This window comes from Paenibacillus methanolicus (assembly GCF_008124765.1).
Taxonomy (GTDB): Bacteria; Bacillota; Bacilli; order Paenibacillales; family Paenibacillaceae; genus Paenibacillus_Z; species Paenibacillus_Z methanolicus.
The window spans coordinates 216,709-236,236 of record NZ_VNHS01000012.1; the positions used below are offsets into that span (position 1 = coordinate 216,709).

Sequence of the window (19,528 nt, forward strand, 5' to 3'; positions counted from 1 at the left end):
CGTACGATGCATAGCGAGATGGTACAAGCCACGCGCCGTCATTCCAGCATACAAAGGAGGAAGTTTAATGTTACAGGCTCTTGCTCGGCGCAAGACGGCGTTGGTGTCGTTTATGCTCTTGGTGGCGGTAATCGCCGGGGGATTCTGGGCGTTCCCGCCCGCGAAGACGGATGCTGCGGCGTCCTACGACGCGGTCATTTATTTTCCGTTCAACCGCTATCCGCTGACGGGAGATCATATCCGCGATGCGATCGCGGCGGGGGAATCCGCGATCTGTACGATCGACCGCGCCGGCGCCGATCAGAACCGGAAGGAGTCGCTGGCCGGCATTCCGACCAAGTCGGGCCACGACCGCGACGAATGGCCGATGGCGATGTGCGCCGAAGGCGGCTATGGCGCGGACGTGCGCTACGTGCCGTCCTCGGATAACCGCGGGGCCGGCGCATGGGTCGGCAACCAACTGTCCAAGTATGCCAACGGCAAACGCATCAAGTTCGTCATGTCGTACGAATAAACGCAGATGAGCGGCGCTCCGGCTGCCGGGGCGCTTATCCGTTCAAGGGGGAGCAACGCATGAAGCAGTGGCCAAAGCAGGAGCTCACGATCTCGTATTCGCAGCTGACCGTCTATAACCAGGAGACGGAGCATCCGTTCTCGGACTGGACCGACGCGCATATCCGGCAAGGTTTTACGTGGCGGGAAGGAGCGGTTTCGTTCGGCGCGATCGGAGACGAGCGCAGCATCATCGAGGTCGCGGTGCGCAAGGAAGCCGCGCCGGAACCCGGCGCGATCCGGGCGATCGTCGTGCCGTTCGAGACGGGAGAGGGAGGCGTGATCGTCAGCAGCATATTGTCCGAGGCTTACGGCTACGATGTTCCGCAGGGCAGCTACGAGTTATGGTGCGAGATCGTGCCCGCTCCCCCGGAAGCGGCGGGCAACCGGACGCGCTACTTGTTCACGTTCGTGCCGTGCGGGGATCCGAAGGCGCGCATCGCGAAAAGGGACGCGGAGCTGGACCCGGGCAAAACGCTGCTGATGGTGGCAAGTCCGGCGATTTGAAGCAGCATGGGGCTGCTAGGAGAAGCAACGCGAATAGGGCGCCGCGAGTCGATTCGACCGGCGACGCCTTTTTGGTGTGCGCTGCCGGCGGCTCCCGTCAGCAGCCGGCCGGCGGGGCGGGGCTATTCCGCGCCCCTAAGCCCGCTCCTGTACTCCGTCGGCGTAGCGCCGGTCACCTTCTTGAACACGCGGCTGAAATAGTTCGGGTCGCGGTAGCCGGCCTCGAAGCATACTTCTTTCAAGCTGAGACGCTCATCCGCGATGAGCGTCTTCGCGCGTTCGATGCGCAGGCCGGTCACGTAATCGATGAACGTCTCGCCGACGCCCTGCTTGAACACTTTGCTGAAGTAGTGGGGATTCAGGTGCACGAAATCGGCGACCTCTTCAAGCGACAGCTCTTCGGTGAAATGCTCGCCGATATAGCGCTTGGCCTTGTCGAGCACGGTCAGCGTCTGGTGCTCGCGCTCCTCGCGGATATGCTGCAGCGCGCTGAGCACGTAGGCGCCGCCGGCCTCGCCGCCGGCGCTGCCGACGCCCGCGAACACGCTCGATTGGAGGTCGGCCTTGCCTTCGCGCAGCTCGTCGAAGAGGCAGATGCCCGTCCCTTCCGCGCAGCAGGTCGAGGCGAAGACGGCTTCGAAATACGACTGGCGCAGCCCGCTCTCGCCCTCTTGCCGGGAGCCGATGCCGACGGTGACCGGGCTGCCGGTCTGGCGCCGCGCCAGCTCGGCGATCTGCTCGGCGAAACGCTTGGCCGCCGCGTAGCCGCCAGTGGACGCGCCGTTCTGCTCCCGCACGAAGATGGCCATGTGGCGATCGATCGCGGAGCTGACGAGGCACGGCTGGCCGCCGCTCTTGGCGAAGCCGCGGATCGTGTCGTACAGCTTGCGGGTTAGCGGGGCATCCGTCTTCTCCGGCAGCGCGACGACGTACGCGCGGCTGGCGTCGAGCGGGAAGTCGATCCATTCCGCCAGCCGCGCCGCGCCGATGCCCTGGACGTGGTCGACCATGAGCATGAGCGCGAGCTCGTTCTCGGCCAGCGGCAGCAGCTCGGCCACCTGCTGGCGCAGACGCAGCTCGCCGGCTCGCCGCTGGCGATCCTGTTCCAGCTCCGCGAGCAGCTGGCGCAGGAGGGCGACGATCTGCTCCCGGCCCGCGGGCTTAACGATGTATTCTTTGACGCCCAGAGTGAGCGCTTCTTTCGCGTAAGCGAAGTAGTCGTAAGCGGTGACGAGCACGAGCTTCGTCTCCGGCAGCCGCGCGCGGATGTCGCGCAGCGCCGCGAGGCCGTCGATCCCGGGCATGTTCACGTCCATGAAGACGATATGCGGGCGGCGCTCCTCGGCCAGCTCGATGGCGGCGCGGCCGTTCTCCGCGTGGATAATCTCGAACGTATCCGGCAGCATTCTGCCGATGATCAGCTCCAGTCCTTCGCGCTCGAGCGCCTCGTCGTCGGCGATTAATAATCGGTACATCGGTTACTCCTTCCCGCGCGCGGGTATGCGCAGCTTAATTCTCGTGCCTTGCGCCGGCTCGCTGTCGATCTCGACCAGTCCCGCTTCCCCGTAGAAAAGTCGCAGCCGGCGGAACACGTTGCGCGTGCCGAGACCGGTAGAGGCGATAGAGCCAGGCCCGGCACTCCCGTCCGCCTTCACTTTGTCGGCGGGTCGCGTCCAGCCGACTAACCCGATCCCGTCGCTGCCGGATAACGTCTCCTCAGCTGAACGCTCATCCTCTTCGCCGCCGCGCTCCCCGCCGCGCTCCCCGCCGCTGGCTTGCAGCAGCGCCGCCCGCACTTCCGGCGGCATGCCGCGGCCGTTATCCGCGACGGTAATCCGCGCGCCGCCTTCGTCCCAGCGGATAAGCAGGCTGATTACGGCTCCGCGCTCCAACCCTTCGATGCCGTGCATGAAGGCGTTCTCCAGCAGCGGCTGCAGCGTCAGCGCGGGAATGGCCAGGTCGAGCGCCGCTTCGTCCGCCCCGACCTCGAACCGCACGCGGTCGCGGAAGCGGGCTTGCTGGATGACGATATATTCGCGCACGTGCGCCAGTTCGTCTCGGATGCGCACGGGCTGATCGAGGCTGCGCAGATTGTAGCGGAGCATGCTGGACATCGAGACGATCAGATCGCTCGTCCGGTCGGCGCCTTCCATGAGCGCCAGCTTGGACAGCACGTTGAGCGTGTTGAACAGGAAATGGGGATTGATCTGGCTTTGCAGCGCGGCCAACTCGAGCTCTTTCACGAGCCGGTCCTTCTCGGCCGCTTCCTTCTCGATGCGGGACGAGCGCTCCAGCGCGCCGAGCATCCGTCCGAACGCGTCCGTTAGCTTGCCCATCTCGTCGCGCGCGTCGGAGGGCGGCGGCGGAACTTCCGCCGCGCCGCTCGCCGTGATGCGTCCGGCCCAGTCGACGAGCCGGGCGACCGGCCGCGAGACGCTGCGGGAAATCCAGAGCGCGAGCGCGATGCCGAGCAGCGTATGAACGGCGAACACGGCCAGGCCGAGCCGGTTCATCCGCTCGCTCTGACGCTGCGCTTCCGTATAGAGCGGCTCGTAGGCGGCCAGTTCCAGATCGACGAGCTCCGCACCGGCTTCGCGAATGAAGCCCGCCGTCTCTTCTGCCGCCTCGTAGCGGCTCAAGCTGATCTCGCCGCCGGCGGCTTCGTCCGTCAGCGCGGCCGAGGTCTGCTCCGTCAGCGTGGCGAGCAAGCGTCCGTAAGCGACGAACGCCGCTTCGTTGCCGAACGGCTCGGCCGCGGAAGCGGCCAACTCGTCGGCCGCCTTCGACGAGGCGGCTTCCGCTTGGCGTAGCGCATACCGGGCGGCGGGGGCCGGATCGGCGAGATACCGGTACATCGCGGTCAGCTGCGATTCGGCGGCTTCGGCGCAGCGCCGGATGCCGAGCACCCGGTCCAGCAGGATCCGGTAGCTGTCCTGCACGACGTGGGCGCTCTCGAACAGCAAGAAGGCGACGGTATTGGCGAGGAGCACGAGCAGCGGGATGAAGAGCAGCAGTTTCTTCCGGATGCTCATGGGCTACCGTGCCTCCGGCAAGCTATCGACGTTGAGCGAATCGAGCGTGTATACCTTCGTATAATGCTCGCCGTCGACGTCTTCTCCGGCCCAATGGCGCCGAAGCAGCGCGATCGCCTGCGCGCCCATTTCCCTTGGGAGCTGCACGACGGAAGCCGCGATCCGTCCGTCCGCGATGCCTGCCCGCGTCGCCGGCAGATCGTCGAAGGCGAGCAGCAGCGCGTCCGTTCGTCCCAGGCGCTCCGCCGCCGCCATCATGCCTTCGCCGTCCAGCGCGCTGAAGCCGACGAGCACGTCGAGCTTATCGCCGGCCGCCAGCATCCGCTCGGCCTCCCGCTGGGCTTGAAGCCGGGAGATGGCGGTCGCGCGCACGGCTTGCACGGACAGGCCGGGATAGGCGCCGATCGCCTTGCGCAAGCCCGCGAGGCGCAATTGCTGGTTCGCGGCCGTCTCGCTGCCGATTAGCACGCCGATTCGTCCTTGGCCGCCCGTCCGCTGCGCGATGAGCTCGCCCATCAGCGCGCCGGCCGCCAGATTATCCGTGCCGACATAGGCGAGACGCTTGCTCCCCGGTTCGTCCGTATCCAGGACGAGCACGGGGATGTCTTGGGCGGCGGCTTCGACGATGAGCTGGCGAAATTCCGTCTGTCCGCCGAGCCCCTGCAGCACGATCGCGTCGTACTTGGAGGCGATCGCTTTTTTCAGCAGCCGGATTTGCTCGGAGGGATCGATGCGCGCCGGCCCCATATAGACGAGCTCGGCGCCGGCCGTCTCGGCGGCTTCCCGGGCGCCTTCCTCGATCGAACGCCAGAACGGGTTGTCCCGCTCTTGGGCGATCAGGGCAATCTGCTTGCGAATTGAGGCCGTCCCGCTCGTTCCGCCGCTCGGGAACAGGTCGCCGATGGCGGAGGAGGCGCGAACGAACTGCAGCAGCAGCGCGGCCAACAGCAACAACAGGAGCAGAATGCCCGCATTCCAAATTCGGTTCGCCACCCGGATCCATCACTCCTTTAATCCGCTATAATCGCGAATCGTCTAGATGCCATTATACCGAATCGGCGCGGCTTGCCCAAACACGCAGCCTGTCCGCCTTGATATCCCTCCTTATGGTATAATGCGAGAAAAAGCCGAAGGGGATCGACGATGACATACGAGGAAGTCATGGCACAGTTAGAAGCGATGGGCACGGAGCAGACGAAGCGCACCTTCCTCCGCCATGGGGCGAAGGAGCCGTTCTTCGGGGTTCGAATCGGGGACATGAAGAAACTGGTGAAGCCGGTGAAGAAGGATCAGCCGCTGGCGCGCGCGTTATACGAATCCGGCAATAGCGACGCGATGTATTTGGCGGGGCTGACGGTCAATGCGCGAGAGCTCGACAAGGAGACGCTCCGAAAGTGGGTCCGCCAGGCGTATTGGCACATGCTCGCGGAGTATACCGTCGCATGGCTGGCCGCCGAGAGTCCGCACGGACATGAACTGGCGAAGGAATGGATCGAAGATCCGGAAGAGTTGATCGCCGTCTGCGGCTGGAGCACCTATGCCAATTGGTTGTCGATGAAGCCCGACGAGGAGTTGGATTTGGAGGAGATCGCGCGCATGCTGGAGCGCATCGAGGCGGACGTCCATGGCGAGCGCAACTACGTCCGCTATGTCATGAACGGCTTCGTCATCGCCGTAGGCGTGTACGTGCTGCCGCTGCAAGCGGAAGCGCGGCGCGTGGCCGAAGCGATCGGAGCGGTCTCGGTCAACCTCGGCGACACGGCTTGCAAAGTTCCGCTCGCGTACGCGTACATCGATAAGACCGAAGCGATGGGGAAGACCGGCCGCAAGAAGAAGACGTGCATTTGCTAAAAAAAGAGAACAACCTTATCAGACCTCGGGAACCGGTCCGTGGATAAGCTTGTTCTTCATGTCTTCGTTATAAAACTCGTCGAGATCGTCGTCCGAGCAGAAACTGCAGCTGCCGAGCACGTTCTGGGCGCGAAGCCGGGTAGACAGCATGTTGAGGTAAGCCATCAGCTGTCGTTCCTTGTTGACGTCCAGATAAAATTGAATGCCGTATTCGAAGAGCGAATCGTCCAGCTTCGTCTTGCGCGTAATGGCCCCGATGACCTTGACCGGTTCGTTGAACAGCTGGAACGTGAATTCGAGAACCAGATTGACGTGAATGGGCAAATCGAGCTTGGAGTGCATTCGGATCCCGCCGGCGCTGATATCTTTAATGGCGATTCGGGAATGCTTGGTGTCCGTCTTCGTGCCGCTCACGGCGATAATCTTGAGCAGCGCCGACAGCGGAATTTTAAGATTGACTCGGAAGAAAGCCCGTTTGTTGGACGGTTGCATGTTCGCATCAGCCTCAAGATCGAAATTCTACAGCAATTTATTATACACCAAAAGTCCTACTTTAATAGGGTTGTCAAAAGAGGAATTTTTATCCGGGTCGCTCCGTAATTTGTTATGGTTTCGAACGAAAGCCTTTCGCCTGCGAGGAGGTTGTTCCATGACGTATCGATCGGACGACGAGGAAGAATGGGCGGACGACGAGGAAGGGCGGTAACCCTAGAAAGAGAGGCGAGCAAATTTTGAAAGCGGCGAGGAAACTCGATAACGGCCCGGCGCAGCGAAGCGAAGCTGGTAACAGATGCGGCCGGGCTTGACGGGAATGTGTTATCAGTCGACTGCGCCAACTCCCGGCCACGCTTAACCGAAAGTGGAGGGATTGGAATGAATGATCGGCAGTTGAAAGCATTGTGGGAAGCCGAGGAGAAGGCAGGCTTTCAAGGATGGGACTTCGGGTATATCCAACATCGGACGAAGGAGCAGCGGCTTCCGTGGAGTTATCGCGCGATCGTGGAGGCGAGCCTCGGGGAGAAGACGACGCTGCTCGATATGGGTACCGGGGGAGGGGAGTTTCTCCGTTCTCTGCATCCGCCGGCCGGGCGCGCGTACGCGACGGAAGCGTATCCGCCGAACGTGGAGCTGTGCCGGCGGACGCTGCCAGCTTACGGCATCGAGGTAAGACAGGTATACGAGGACGACAAGCTGCCCTTCCCGTGCGGCATGTTCGATCTGGTCATCAACCGGCACGAGTCGTTCTCGGCCGAAGAGGCGTTCCGGGTGCTGAAGCCGGGCGGTCGCTTCATCACGCAGCAGGTTGGTGGACGGAACAACAGGGAGCTAGCCCGGACGCTGCTGGGCGAGGACGTCGGCTTGACCGACCCCGAATTTGATTTGGCGTGGACGGCGCGCGCGGTGGAGGCGGCGGGCTTCGCGGTCGAACAAGCGGAGGAATGCTTCCCCGAGCTGACGTTCCTCGACGTCGGCGCCCTCGTCTATTTCGCGCGTATTATCGAGTGGGAGTTCCCCGGCTTCTCGGTGGAACGCTGCTTCGGCGCGCTGCGCAAGCTGCACGAAGAGGCGGAGCGCGGAGGCGGGATCACGACCATGGAGCACCGTTTTCTGCTAACGGCGGTTAAGCCGGGCGGGCGATCCGATTGGGTGGGCGTTCCCGTCTAATAGAACGATCTGGAGAAAGCTCTGCGATGCGGAGATGGGCTGCCCGTCGCCGTCGATTACGACGGACGAGGCGGCGATCGGGTCGTGCTCGTGAAACGGCTCGGGTAAGAGGGAGACGCACGCGGATTGCCGCGGGTGATGGAAGGAATAGGAAGGTCGCCGGATTGGCGGCCTTTTTGGCGTACTACCGCTGTCAGCAAAATTTAATACCTACTTTACAGGTTGGAATTATTATGATAATTTATCTTCATACAAAATATCTTTCCAAAAAGAGAATAGGCCTACTGGATAACCAATGGCTTCTGACGAATCGAAGATTTCCGCTTCCCCGACGCATCTCCATGCGAGGGCGGCGGGCGCCTCTTCGATGCGGTCGGGAGCCTTTTTGTTTTGCCTAAGCCGGAGGAGGAACGATGACAGACCGAAACAACCTGCTGCTGTACGAACTGGATGACGCCTTTCGCAAAATGATACGCAAATTCGTGGGCGAGCGGGACAAAGTGCTCATTCACGGCGAGGTGTCCTTGCCGATGATCGTCGTGCTCGGTAAGCTCCTGCGGGACGGCCCGCAGAAGGCCGGGGAATTGGCGGCGGAGACGGATTTCTCGTCGGGGGCGACGACGCAGCTGTGCAATCGCCTCGTGCAGGGCGGCTACATCTACCGGACGCGACCCGAGGATGACCGCCGCACCGTGCTGCTGCACATCACGGAGAAAGGACGGGCGTTCATGAAGTGGCTGCATGAGCAGGAGGACCACGACCGCTTCAGCTTGTTCGACGGCTTCGAGGAAGCGGAGCTGCGCGACCTGCTGGCGTATTGCGGACGGATCGTGGATAATATGCGCCCTTTCTTCGACAGCTTGCATGGGCTGACCGAGCGGCTGGACGGGCAAGAGGGACCGCGGTAAGACGAGGAGGCCGAGGGCGACGGCAAGCGGACCGCGCCATAAATTCAGAGACAGGGGACATGAGAAGATGAGACAAGCAAAAGACACACGCAAACGATTCGGATTCCGCGCGGCGGGGGGACTGCTCCTGGCGCTGGCGACCGCGCTAGTTGCCGGCTGCGGCAATGCGGCGAACGAGCCGGCGAGCGGCGGCAAAGCGGAGGCTGCGGGCGAACCGGTCAAGGTGCGTCTTGCGCTCGACACGGTCGCGACGGGCTCGCTGCAGTTCCGCACGGCGCAAGCGCAAGGGTATTTCGAGAAATACGGCATCGAGGCGGAGGTATCCAACTTCGCGTACGGCATCGATACGATCAACGCGATGCTCGTCGAGCGCGCCGATACCGGTTCGGCGGCGGACTACGCGCTGCTGAACTCGTTGTCCAAGGGCGACTTCAAGATCGTCAGCACGCTCAGCCGCGAGACGGAAGAGTCCGCCTCCGCCTCGATCGTCATCGCCAAGGGCGACGACATTCAGAGCGCGAAGGACCTGGAGGGCAAGCGTCTCGGCGTCGCGAAGGGCACGGTGTACGAGTACATCTGGTCCAAATATCTGGAGGCCGCCGGCATCGACGAGAGCAAGGTGAAATACGTCCCGTACAGCACGCCGGACGAAGGGCTGGTCGGGATGCAGAAGGGGCAGATCGACGCGGTCATCGCGGCGAGCATTTTCATCGATAAGTTCCTCGGCCTCGAGGGCGCGCACAAAATCGGCGATCTGTCCGACGCAAACGCGAGCATCTCCTCTTACTTCGTCGTGCAGACCAAATTCGTCGAGGAGCATCCGGAAGCGGTCGCGGGCATTCTGCGGGCGGTGAACGATTCCATCGCGTATATCAAGGATCACAAGGAAGAGACGGCCCAGTTGGCCTTCGACGAAGTGAAGCTGCCGAAGGAAGGCGTGCTGAAGGACCTCGAGCAGCTGACGTACACGGTCGGTTTCTCGCAGGAAGACTTCGACCACCTGACCGAGATGAAGCAGTTCATCATGGACAAAGGCATCCTAAAGGTCGACTACGACCTGAAGGAGAAGCTCGCGCTCGAGCCGCTGAAGCAAGCGTTCCCGGATCTTGTTACTTATAAATAAAAAAACGGGCTATAGGACTTTGAAAATTATGATCCAACAAATGGCGGAGCAAGAGAGATGAATCTGGAGAAGCGCCAGCGTTCGCCTTTGTGAGCGGATTCCCCCCACACCTTCAACTTTCAAGGAATCCGCGAACAACAGCGATCGGAAGATCAGCTCTCATGCGAAGCATCCGCTTGTACGGATCAGCTTTTCACCTCCTATAGCCCAAGGAGGCCCCACTATGACCACCCAACCAGCCGGCGCCCACGCGATCCGGATCGAGAATTTGCGCAAATCGTTCGGCGCCGGCGCGGGAGCCGTAAGCCGCGAGCCGCACTATATCATCAAGGACGTCAATCTGACGATCAAAGGCGGCGAGTTCTTCATCCTCCTCGGCCCGAGCGGCTGCGGCAAATCGACGCTGCTGAACATGATCGCCGGCTTCATCGGCAAGACCGAAGGGCGGATCGCGCTCGGCGAGCAGGAGATCGAGCGTCCCGGCCGGGAGCGGGCGATGGTGTTCCAGCAGGCGGACGCGTCGCTGTTCCCGTGGCTGACGGTGCGGGAGAACGTCGAGTTCGGCCTCCGGATGAAAAAGGTGGCCAAAGCCGAGCGCCGCGCCATCTCGGACCGCTACATCGCGCTCGTCGGCCTCGCGGGCCACGAGAACAAATTCCCGAAGGAGCTCTCCGGCGGCATGAAGCAGCGGGTGCAGCTGGCGCGGGTGCTCGCGAACGATCCGGCGATTCTGCTCATGGACGAACCGTTCGGCGCGCTCGACGCGATGACGCGGCGGACGATGCAGAAGGAGCTCATCCGCATTTGGCGGGAGACGAAGAAGACGGTCATTTTCGTCACGCACGATATTCAAGAGGCGATTCTGCTCGGCCAGCGGATCGGCATTATGTCGGTCGGGCCCTCCTCGCGCATTACGGACTTATACGATATTCCGCTCGCCTATCCGCGAGATCTGTCCGACCCGAACGTGCTCGATCTGCTCGGCACAATTGAATCCCACTTCGACGAGTAAGGAGATGAACCGCGCGATGAGCAGAGGAAAACGAATTTTGCAATACGGCGTGCTGCCTTGGGTGGCCGCCTTGATCGTCTGGCAGTTGGCCGCTTGGGCGTCGGAGCCGGACTTCCTGCCCGGCCCCTATCTGACGCTGCAAGGCGCGATCGAGCTGTCCAAGGACGGTTCCCTGTTCACCTACATCCTATACAGCTTCTACCGCGTGTTCACGGGCTGGCTGATCGGCAGTCTGATCGCGATTCCGGTCGGTCTGGCCATGGGGCGCATCCGCTTCGTGCGGGCGCTCGCCGAGCCGATCCTGAACTTCGTCCGCTTCATCCCGGCGCTGGCGTTCGTGACGTTGTTCATGCTTTGGTTCGGCATCGGCGAGCAGTCCAAAATCATCCTCGTCATGTACGGCACGATCTTCACCGTCATCATCAACACGATGACCGGGGTGCTGGCGGTCGAAGAGGACAAAATCCGATCCGCCCGCAGCATGGGCGCGACGGAGCGGCAAATTATGCGCCACGTCATCGTGCCGGCGACGATCCCGTACATCTTCACCGGCGTCCGCCTGGCGATGAGCACGTCGTACATGGCGATTCTCGGCGCGGAGATGATGGCGGCCAACGAAGGCGTCGGCTTCCTCATCTGGAACGCGCGGCTGTATTTCAAGACGGACTGGATTTTCGTCGGCGTCATCGCGCTCGGCCTGATGGGCTTCGCGACCGACCGGCTGCTCGGCTTCGTCGGGCGCAAGCTGCTGTACCGCTACGGCATCGTGTTCACGGGCTCGCTGACGCGCAAGGCGTAAGGGGAGACGAGGCAAGATCATTTTCCAAGGGGAGGCGCATTCATGACAAGTTGGAGCAAAGAAACGTTCGCCGGCACGATCGGCAAGACGGTAGAAGATTCGGTGCCGAGCTGGCCGCGGCCGGCGCAAGCGGCGGAGGGCGCGCCGAACGTCGTCGTCATTCTGCTCGACGATCTCGGGTTCTCGCAGCTGGGCTGCTACGGTTCGGATATCGCGACGCCGAACATCGACGCGCTGGCCGAAGGCGGCTTGCGGTACAACAATTTCCATACGACGGCGATCTGCTCGCCGACGCGGGCGGCGCTCTTGACGGGGCGCAATCCGCACGCGGCCGGCGTCTCGTTCGTCTCCGGCTTCGACAACGGCTTCCCGAACACGCGCGGCAAGGTGAGCAAGGAGACGGCGCTGCTGAGCGAAATGCTCGCGGAGAACGGCTACAACACGTTCGCCGTCGGCAAATGGCATCTCGTCCCGGCGGCCGAGCATACGGCGGCGGGCCCGTTCGACAACTGGCCGCTCGGCCGCGGCTTCGAGCGCTATTACGGCTTCCTCGAAGGGGCGACGAATCAATGGAACCCGGATCTCGTCGAAGACAGCCGCCGGGTGCGGCAGCCGAAGAAGGTCGCCGAAGGCTACCACCTGACCGAAGATCTGACCGACAAGGCGATCGAATACATCCGCGACCAGAAGAACGCAGCGCCGGATAAGCCGTTCTTCGCGTACGTCGCCTACGGCGCGACTCATGCGCCGCATCACGCGCCGAACGCATATATCGACCGCTACAAAGGCAAGTACGATAAAGGCTGGGACGTGACGCGCGAGGAGTGGTTCGCCCGCCAGAAGGCGATCGGCGTCATCCCGCAGGACGCGGTGCTGCCGCCGCGCAATCCGAACGTGCGCGAGTGGGCGTCGCTCCCCGAAGCGGAGAAGAAGCTGTACGCCCGCCAGCAGGAGGCGTTCGCCGGTTTCCTCGAGCATACGGATTACCATATCGGCCGGATCGTCGATTTCCTGCGCGAGATCGGCCAATTGGACAACACGCTGCTCGTGCTGCTGTCGGACAACGGCGCGTGCGCGATGGGCGGCCAAGAGGGCACGATCCATTCGTGGGCGGAAGGCTTCGGCGTCAAGGAGACGCTGGACGAGAAGCTGCAGCGGATCGACGAGATCGGCTCGGACACGGCGAACAATCATTACGCGATCGGCTGGGCGCAGGCCGGAAATACGCCGCTGAAGTGGTATAAGTCGTTCGTGCACGCCGGCGGCGTGAAGGATCCGCTCATCATTCACTATCCGGCGGGCATTCGGGATGGCGGCGCGGTCCGCACGCAATACTCGTACGTGACCGATATCGTGCCGACCGTGCTGGAGCTGGCGGGCATTCAGGCGCCCGAGGTCTACAAAGGCGTGCAGCAGCAGCCGGTGCACGGCACGTCGCTGGCGTATACCCTGGCGAGCGGCGAGGAGCCGACGCGCAAGGAGACGCAGCATTTCGAGATGGTCGGCAACCGCGCCATTTGGCACAAAGGCTGGAAGGCGGTCGCGGCCCACAAGCCGGACACGCCGTTCAGCGACGACGTGTGGGAGCTGTATCACGTCGACGAGGATTTCACCGAGTCGAACGATCTGGCGCAGGCGCATCCGGAGAAGCTGCGGGAGCTGATCGAGCTGTGGTGGGCGGAGGCCGGCCGTTACGGCGTGCTGCCGCTCGACGGGCGCTCGATCGTGGCGAAGGTGCGCGGCGTGGAGAAGGCGAAGGGCGGCGCGCCGCAGCCGGCGGTAACCGAGCGCGTGTTCTATCCGTCCTCGTTCGGCCTGCCGTTCGCCAAGCAGCCGGACGTCCGCAACAAGCCGTTCGAGATCCGGGCGATCGTGAACCGATCCTCGATCGAAGAAGAAGGCGTGCTCGTCGCCCAAGGCGGACGGTTCGGCGGCTATGCGCTGTTCGTGCAGCACAACCGGCTGACGTTCCATTACAACTACGCCTGGGGCGTGCAATATACGATTACGTCCGAGACGGCGCTGCCGGTTGGCGAACTGACGCTGGCCTTCCGCTTCGCCCGCACCGGCGATAACGAGGGCGTCGGGACGCTCTACGCGAACGGGACGCGCATCGGAGAAGGCAAGATCGGCCATGCCGGCGTGCTTGGCTTTACCAAGGAGCAGTTCCGCGTCGGGGAGAACGATCCGACGCCGGTCAGCGAGACCTACGCGTCGCCGTTCCGGTTCAGCGGCGAGCTGAAGCGCGTTATTTTCACGTTAGGCGGCTACTCGAACAGCCTGGAATCGCAGCTGGCGGTGGAGCTGGCGACAGAGTAAATCGGGAACGGCATGCCGGTCGGCGTGCGAGACAGAGGTTAAAGAAGAGATTGCTTCGCGGTCATCGGTTCGGTGACGGCGGGGCGGTCTCTTTTTTTGCGCGGCGGACGATGGGGTGCTGTCGGAAAATTAGCGCCGGGATCATTTGCCCTTCTTCCGTTATAATAAGAAGGATTGGTAAGGAATGCCTGTCGCGCATTCGCCTGGCATTATGGGAGGTAGGCTGGATTGACCGCGCTATTAACGATAGAAGGATTAAGGAAGCAGCGGCCGGACGAGCCGGACCGGTCGCTGTTCTCGGATATGACGGCGGAGATCGCGGCCGGCGACCGGGTCGCGCTGCTCGGAGGATCGGGGCAGGGGAAGAGCACGCTGCTCCGCATAATCGCGCTGCTGGAAGCGGCCGACGGCGGCCGGCTGCTGCTGGGCGGGAAGGAGCCGCGCGCATACGCCGAACCGAAGGAGTGGCGGCGCCAGGCGTGCTATGTCGCGCAGCAGCCCGTCATGCTGCCTGGCTCGGTCGAAGACAATTTGCGAGCGGCGAGCGGTCTGCACGGCACGCCGTTCGACGAAGCGCTCGCCCGCCGCTTGATGGACGCGGTCGGTCTTGCGGACATCGGCTGGCGGCGCGCCGCGGCTGACCTGTCCGGCGGCGAGAAGCAGCGGACCGCGCTCGTTCGGGCGCTGCTGCTGAAGCCTCGGTTGCTGCTGCTCGACGAGGTGACGGCTTCGCTGGACCCGGGCAGCAAAGACGCGGTGGAAGCGCTGCTGGATACATGGTCGGCGCGGGAAGGCGCCGCTTGCTTGTGGGTCACGCATGATCTGGATCAGGCCGAGCGGCAATGCCGCACGGTCTGGTTCATGGCCGAAGGGCGGCTGCTCGAGGTGGCGGAGGCGGACGTCTTCTTCCGCGGGCCGGCGACGGAGCAGGGCAGGCGTTTCGTCCGGCCGGATGCCGAGGGGCGGACGGCTGGACGCGCGGAAGCGGCGGCCGACAAGAAGCCGGCGGCGAGCTTGGGCGCCGGGTCGGAAGGGGGCGCGCGCGCATGAGCAACTGGGCGCTGGCGGCGACGCTCGTCTTCGTGCTGGTGACGATGCTGCTGTCCATCAAGCGGAAGCTGGGGCTGGAGAAGGAGATCGCCGTCGGCACGGTGAGGGCGGCGCTGCAGCTGTTCCTGATCGGCTACGTGCTTCACTTTGTCTTCGACACGCGCAATCCGGCGCTGATCGTCGTCATTATAGCGGGGATGATTACCGTCGCCGCGTTCAACGCGGGCAAACGGGCGGACCGCATCCCCGGCATCCGGCTGCGGATCGGGGCCACGCTGCTCGTGACGGAATCGCTGACGATGGGACTGCTGCTGTCGCTTCGCATCATCGAGGCGACGCCGCAGTATATCATTCCGGTGAGCGGCATCATAATCGGCAGCTCGATGATCGTCGCCGGACTATTCTTGAGCGCCATGACGCGGGAGCTGGAGGCGGCCCGAGGCGAGATCGAGGCGCTGCTGTCGCTTGGCGCGACGACCCGGCAGGCGCTCCGGCATTCGGCCAGGCGGGCGGTGCGCTCGAGCATGATTCCGACCTTCGACGGCATGAAGACGGTCGGTCTCGTGCAGTTGCCCGGCATGATGACGGGCATGATCGTGGCGGGAGCCGAGCCGATCGAGGCGGTGCGGTACCAGATTCTCATTATGTTCGTGCTATCCGCTTCCGCGGCGATTACCGCTATTCTGCTCGGGACGGTAAGCGCGCGGCTATGGTTTACGGCGGAAGGGATGCTGCGGCGAACGGGGAAACAGGCGTAGGACGCAAGCGGCTCGGCCATCGCGAAGCCATCCGCGGCGCGGCGCAACAATGCAAAACGGGCTTGTCCCCTTCAAGGGGATAAGCCCGCCTTTTTATTTTCATTTTAACGTCTGGACGACGATTCGGTTTCCCGTACGACCGGATTGCCGCTCTGGTCGAGATCGAACTTTTCTTTGCGGACGGTATCTTGCACCTGCTCGGTCTCCTGCACGGTGCGCTTGCCAATGACGATCTCTTCGGTCACGACCGGCTTCTTGGTCACCTCGACGCGCTCCTCGGTGACCGGGATGCGGATCGTCTCGTCCTCGCCGATCGGCGCCGCATCCGTCCGGCCGTCCGCGACGGCGCGTCGTTCGACGAACACCTCTTCATGCTCAACCGGCACGTTGATCGTCCGCTGCTCTTCGACGACGTTCTTGTGCACGACGACTTCGCCGGCCTGCACCGCTTCCTTGTCGACCTGCAGCCGTTCTTCGCGCAGCTTCAGCGTCCGCTCGCGATCCGCCTCTAGCTCATCCGCCGATAACGTGCTCCCGTCCGCCGGGTAAGGCGTCGACCAATCCCGGGTGGCCGGGTCCGGCGTGAACAGATCGTCCGTCAGCGTGCTGCGGCTCGCGACTTCCGTCGCGGCCGCCGTCTCGGCAAGACCGATGTTCGCCGCGACCTCGTTACGGTTGTCCAGGAAGCCCTTGGCATCGTCCGTCAGAATGAGGAATTTGCCATCCCTCAGATCCGAGATGTAAGCGTCGGTATCTTGATCCGTCAGTCCCAGCGTGTACAGCCGATCCCGCAATCCCTCGCGATCATCGCCCGTGAAGAAGCGTTTCACTTTATCCAGGAAGGAGTTGTTGTCCCGGTCTTCGTCCGTTAAGGTTTGCACGTCCGCTTTGCGATAGAGATCGGTGAGATCCCACGATTCTTCCTTGTCGGCCACGACCGTGATGTCCTGACTCGAATAGCCTCTGGCTTGGAGTGCCCGGATCGCGTCCAGCACCTCCGACGACGAGTTGAATACGCCATATACTGCTTTCGACATTGTCCATTCCTCCTTAAAGTTCCATCGCTCCGTGATACATTCCGTATATACCCGGCGGGTATGAACGATAAACGAAAGCGGCGAAACTGGAGAGGATGCCCGCCGAGCGCGAAGGCGGCAAGATGGCCGTAAAACGCAGTCGGCCAGGATGACCGGCATAACGTGCGCATAAGCGCGAACCGATCCGTCGAAGCGGCCGATCCGCCGAATCGCCGCCAGCGACACGAACGGCATTAACCGCGTCCGCCCGTTCGTTCCGCGGGCGTCCAAGCGGTCCGGGAGCCGGGCGACTGAGCGGGAGCCGGATCCATCAACGGGTCGGCCGTGAACAAATCGTTGCTCATCGGCGCGTGGACGGACGTATCTTCTTCGCGGACTTCGTGAGAAGCGGCGGAGACGCGATCGTCATAGAGCGCTCCTTCCGACAACGCCGCCAGCGCGGCCGCATCGAGCCGGCCGCCGTCCAGGTAAGGATGCGGCGGCGCGTCGTCTCCCGCGGCGGCTGCCTCCTGTCTGCTCGCATGGACGGCTTCGGGGTAATAGGGCGGCAGCTGTCCCGCCGCGCGGGCGCTCTCGACGAGCACGAGCAACTTGCCCGCGTGCAGGTCGGGCAAATAATCGTCGATATCGCCATCCCCCACGCCAAGCGCGACGAGCCGCTCGCGGAACAAGTCCCGGTCTTCGCCGGTGAACCAGCGCTTCACTTTCTCGAGGAAGGTGCGGTGCTCCTCGTCATCCTCGATCGCCTGGATATCGGCCTTCCGGTACAGCGCGGCAAAATCCCACGGCTCTTCGGCTTGCGCGACGACGCTGATTTCATAGCTGTCGTAGCCTTTTCGGCGGAGCGCGTGGATCGCTCGCAGCACTTCGGCGGTCGTGTCGTACACGCCGTATACGGTTTTGCTCATCGGTGGTCCCTCCTTGGTATCGAACAGCGTCGTATAGGAAGTATTACCCGATCGGGAGGAACGGATAACGAACGGCAGGTTATTCTGGCGGACACGGGATGTCATTTGGTAAAATGAGGGTATTGAGTTTGGTCGGGGAGAGTAGGTGCTGCATGAGTGGGCAGGTTCCGAATCGAATCGCTTTCGATTTGAAGTATGAAGTAAAACAGGTATACAAGAGCCTATCAAAATATAAGCGCGAAAAGGTTCCAACCGTTGTGGAGAGCATCGAAGTGTATATTGACGAGGTCCTTTTGCACGGGGATAACGTGTTTGAAGCGGCCTCGTTCTTCGAGTCGCTTACGCGCGCGGGCACGTTCCGCATGTTCAATTGCACGTGCGGCGTATTCGGATGTGGAGGCTATGAGGTGGCCGTTCGCCATGAGGAAGGCCGAGTGCAATGGGATACCGAAGGGTTAGTCTATGTGTTCGAACATGCCGAGATGCTCGGGTTTGCGGAGGAACTTCAGTTTCAGCTGGAGAAGCTTGATCGTGTGCTGGTTTCGCACGGATTGCCGCCCCGTTTCGACAATCCTTCTTTTATAAGCAGCATGAAACAGTTTGCGGAAGGAATGCCGTCTAGATGAAATTGTTATTTATTTGCAGCCGCAATAAGTGGCGCAGCTTAACCGCCGAGCATCTGTTTCGCGGACTCAATGGATGCGATGTTCGGTCGGCCGGTACCGAGGAAGGCGCCCGCGTTAAAGTGACGGAAGGGCATATCGGCTGGGCGGACGAGATTTTCGTCATGGAGAAGAAGCACGTCCGTCGGCTGAAGGAGAAATTCGGCCCGCGGTTGGACGGGAAGCCGCTTCGAATACTCGACATTCCCGATGATTACCGGTACATGGACGAGGAGCTGGTCGAGCTGCTGAAGGCGCGCGTGTCGGAATACGTGGATGTGCCGGAGTAGCGAGGAGAGTTTGCGAAGGCCGGACCGATAGGGGGAAGCAGACGTGAAGTTAAATCGAATCGAGACCCGAATGTTGGCAAGCTTGTATAGCGATCAACCGCACCCCACGATTTTCATTGACGGCGAGCCATTGGATGCGCTGCTGCATCGCCACTACCCGGAAGGCTTGTATGAAGGTTTGGTGCCTGTCATTGTGGATTGGCTGAACATGCCGAACGAGCAAGCCTTCGTTCGCGGCAAGCTGCTGACGCGCAAGCAGCTGGATATCGTCCCGTTGTTGATGTGCCCGGATGACTGCGACCTGAGCTGCACGATCATTGCCGCGGAGATTGAACGAAGCAGCGAAACGGTGACCTGGCGAATGGGGAAGCCGGTCGGGAACCCGAATGAATGGATGGCCGGGATAGAGCCGACGATGGAATGGCTGGACCTTGTGCCTTCGATGCGGTTCGATCCGGTGGCGCACGATGCCGCGATGAGCGGATTACTTGACTGACCCTACGAACAAAGGAGGCTGCCGCGTTGCAGTACCATCATGACCGCATACAAGGCATCGATCCGGAAGGTTTGCTATACATCGACGACGATGGACGCGAGCGGACCATCGACTTTGAGACGTGCCGCCGCAACTGGATGCATCACAGCGGAGTGTCGGAGAGCCGCTGCGTCGCATGGCGGGATATTTATGACGAACCGCCGTACATTGAATTTTTCTCCGAGCCGAAAATCCGGTTCACGTTCCCCTACAAGCGAACATGGCGGGAAAAATGGCGGCGTCACCCTTCGGAACTGGGGGAGCGATACTTCCGGGCAACGGTCGACGCGCTGAACCGGGAGGGCTGGACGACGTTCGACTTGTCCTGACGGGCGCGGCACCATCGTGGTCACGACCGATGCGGCGGACGGCGAGCAACAGCGTCTGCAGTTCGCGATGACGAGCGTGGACGGGCTGTGGAAAATCGAATTGATCCAAGCGCTGTGATGCGTCGGGAACAAAGAAGGCTGCCCGGGAATCGTTCCCGGACAGCCTTCTTGTCTTCTATGCGCTTGTAAGC

Annotated in this window: 21 protein-coding genes; 15 read left to right on the forward strand and 6 right to left on the reverse strand. The window is 62.3% G+C overall.

The features are described 5' to 3' along the window. The first annotated feature begins 67 nt into the window (after positions 1-67). Positions 68-514 (forward strand): NucA/NucB deoxyribonuclease domain-containing protein, encoded by a 447-nt coding sequence (locus BCM02_RS28645; RefSeq protein WP_148932562.1) that lies wholly within the window; start codon positions 68-70, stop codon positions 512-514. Positions 515-573: 59 nt separating this feature from the next. Next, on the forward strand, positions 574-1,059 hold the full coding sequence (comJ, locus tag BCM02_RS28650) for a competence protein ComJ (RefSeq protein WP_148932563.1): 486 nt from the start codon (positions 574-576) through the stop codon (positions 1,057-1,059). Between the two features lie 122 nt (positions 1,060-1,181). On the opposite strand, the gene BCM02_RS28655 is transcribed toward comJ, so the two are convergent. The 3 genes from BCM02_RS28655 to BCM02_RS28665 are packed head-to-tail and all read right to left on the reverse strand — an operon-like array spanning position 1,182 to position 5,084. After that, complete coding sequence (locus BCM02_RS28655) at positions 1,182-2,534, reverse strand: response regulator (protein ID WP_148932564.1); 1,353 nt, start codon at positions 2,532-2,534, stop codon at positions 1,182-1,184. 3 nt (positions 2,535-2,537) lie between these two features. After that, positions 2,538-4,091 carry a sensor histidine kinase gene (locus BCM02_RS28660; protein WP_148932565.1) on the reverse strand — a complete coding sequence of 518 codons (1,554 nt, stop codon included), beginning with the start codon at positions 4,089-4,091 and terminating at the stop codon, positions 2,538-2,540. A 3-nt stretch (positions 4,092-4,094) separates the two neighbouring features. Then, complete coding sequence (locus BCM02_RS28665; RefSeq protein WP_246183599.1) at positions 4,095-5,084, reverse strand: substrate-binding domain-containing protein; 990 nt, start codon at positions 5,082-5,084, stop codon at positions 4,095-4,097. Between the two features lie 150 nt (positions 5,085-5,234). Here BCM02_RS28665 and BCM02_RS28670 point away from each other — a divergent pair, with 150 nt between their 5' ends. Beyond that, on the forward strand, positions 5,235-5,942 hold the full coding sequence (locus BCM02_RS28670; protein ID WP_148932567.1) for a DNA alkylation repair protein: 708 nt from the start codon (positions 5,235-5,237) through the stop codon (positions 5,940-5,942). Between the two features lie 18 nt (positions 5,943-5,960). Here the strand turns inward: BCM02_RS28670 and BCM02_RS28675 are convergent, their stop codons facing one another. Next, positions 5,961-6,434 carry a PilZ domain-containing protein gene (locus BCM02_RS28675; RefSeq protein ID WP_148932568.1) on the reverse strand — a complete coding sequence of 158 codons (474 nt, stop codon included), beginning with the start codon at positions 6,432-6,434 and terminating at the stop codon, positions 5,961-5,963. A gap of 381 nt (positions 6,435-6,815) precedes the next feature. Between BCM02_RS28675 and BCM02_RS28680 the strand changes: the two genes are divergently transcribed. The 8 genes from BCM02_RS28680 (at position 6,816) to BCM02_RS28715 (ending at position 15,576) form a co-directional block, all read left to right on the forward strand. Further along, complete coding sequence (locus tag BCM02_RS28680; RefSeq protein ID WP_148932569.1) at positions 6,816-7,607, forward strand: class I SAM-dependent methyltransferase; 792 nt, start codon at positions 6,816-6,818, stop codon at positions 7,605-7,607. A 413-nt stretch (positions 7,608-8,020) separates the two neighbouring features. Then, positions 8,021-8,515 (forward strand): MarR family winged helix-turn-helix transcriptional regulator, encoded by a 495-nt coding sequence (locus BCM02_RS28685; protein WP_148932570.1) that lies wholly within the window; start codon positions 8,021-8,023, stop codon positions 8,513-8,515. Positions 8,516-8,582: 67 nt separating this feature from the next. Next, on the forward strand, positions 8,583-9,638 hold the full coding sequence (locus BCM02_RS28690) for an ABC transporter substrate-binding protein (protein ID WP_148932571.1): 1,056 nt from the start codon (positions 8,583-8,585) through the stop codon (positions 9,636-9,638). 223 nt (positions 9,639-9,861) lie between these two features. Continuing rightward, on the forward strand, positions 9,862-10,650 hold the full coding sequence (locus BCM02_RS28695; protein WP_148932572.1) for an ABC transporter ATP-binding protein: 789 nt from the start codon (positions 9,862-9,864) through the stop codon (positions 10,648-10,650). A gap of 16 nt (positions 10,651-10,666) precedes the next feature. Further along, a complete protein-coding gene (locus BCM02_RS28700) occupies positions 10,667-11,449 on the forward strand; it encodes an ABC transporter permease (protein ID WP_148932573.1) in 783 nt (260 codons plus the stop codon). Between the two features lie 42 nt (positions 11,450-11,491). Continuing rightward, the gene (locus tag BCM02_RS28705) at positions 11,492-13,768 is read left to right on the forward strand and encodes an arylsulfatase (protein ID WP_148932574.1); all 2,277 of its coding nucleotides are present in this window, start codon (positions 11,492-11,494) and stop codon (positions 13,766-13,768) included. A 228-nt stretch (positions 13,769-13,996) separates the two neighbouring features. Further along, entirely contained in the window at positions 13,997-14,818 is an 822-nt protein-coding gene (locus BCM02_RS28710; protein ID WP_246183600.1) for an ABC transporter ATP-binding protein, read from the forward strand. Beyond that, complete coding sequence (locus tag BCM02_RS28715) at positions 14,815-15,576, forward strand: ABC transporter permease (protein ID WP_148932575.1); 762 nt, start codon at positions 14,815-14,817, stop codon at positions 15,574-15,576. The genes BCM02_RS28710 and BCM02_RS28715 overlap by 4 nt, the downstream gene beginning before the upstream one ends. Before the next feature lie 104 nt (positions 15,577-15,680). On the opposite strand, the gene BCM02_RS28720 is transcribed toward BCM02_RS28715, so the two are convergent. Both BCM02_RS28720 and BCM02_RS28725 read right to left on the reverse strand, forming a co-directional pair. Next, positions 15,681-16,613, reverse strand: a complete 933-nt coding sequence (locus BCM02_RS28720; RefSeq protein WP_187434458.1) for a YsnF/AvaK domain-containing protein — start codon at positions 16,611-16,613, stop codon at positions 15,681-15,683. A 233-nt stretch (positions 16,614-16,846) separates the two neighbouring features. Then, entirely contained in the window at positions 16,847-17,521 is a 675-nt protein-coding gene (locus tag BCM02_RS28725; RefSeq protein ID WP_187434459.1) for a YflT domain-containing protein, read from the reverse strand. Positions 17,522-17,793: 272 nt separating this feature from the next. On the opposite strand from BCM02_RS28725, the gene BCM02_RS28730 reads away from it, so the two are divergent. From BCM02_RS28730 to BCM02_RS28745, 4 genes are read left to right on the forward strand one after another with little or no spacing between them, the layout of a single operon-like run. After that, positions 17,794-18,147 (forward strand): hypothetical protein, encoded by a 354-nt coding sequence (locus tag BCM02_RS28730; RefSeq protein WP_148932578.1) that lies wholly within the window; start codon positions 17,794-17,796, stop codon positions 18,145-18,147. Beyond that, on the forward strand, positions 18,144-18,473 hold the full coding sequence (locus BCM02_RS28735) for a low molecular weight protein tyrosine phosphatase family protein (protein ID WP_148932579.1): 330 nt from the start codon (positions 18,144-18,146) through the stop codon (positions 18,471-18,473). Before BCM02_RS28730 ends, BCM02_RS28735 begins: the two co-directional genes overlap by 4 nt. Positions 18,474-18,516: 43 nt before the next feature. Then, positions 18,517-18,969, forward strand: a complete 453-nt coding sequence (locus BCM02_RS28740) for a hypothetical protein (protein ID WP_148932580.1) — start codon at positions 18,517-18,519, stop codon at positions 18,967-18,969. 26 nt (positions 18,970-18,995) lie between these two features. Then, positions 18,996-19,337 carry a hypothetical protein gene (locus tag BCM02_RS28745; RefSeq protein WP_148932581.1) on the forward strand — a complete coding sequence of 114 codons (342 nt, stop codon included), beginning with the start codon at positions 18,996-18,998 and terminating at the stop codon, positions 19,335-19,337. Positions 19,338-19,528 lie beyond the last annotated feature (191 nt).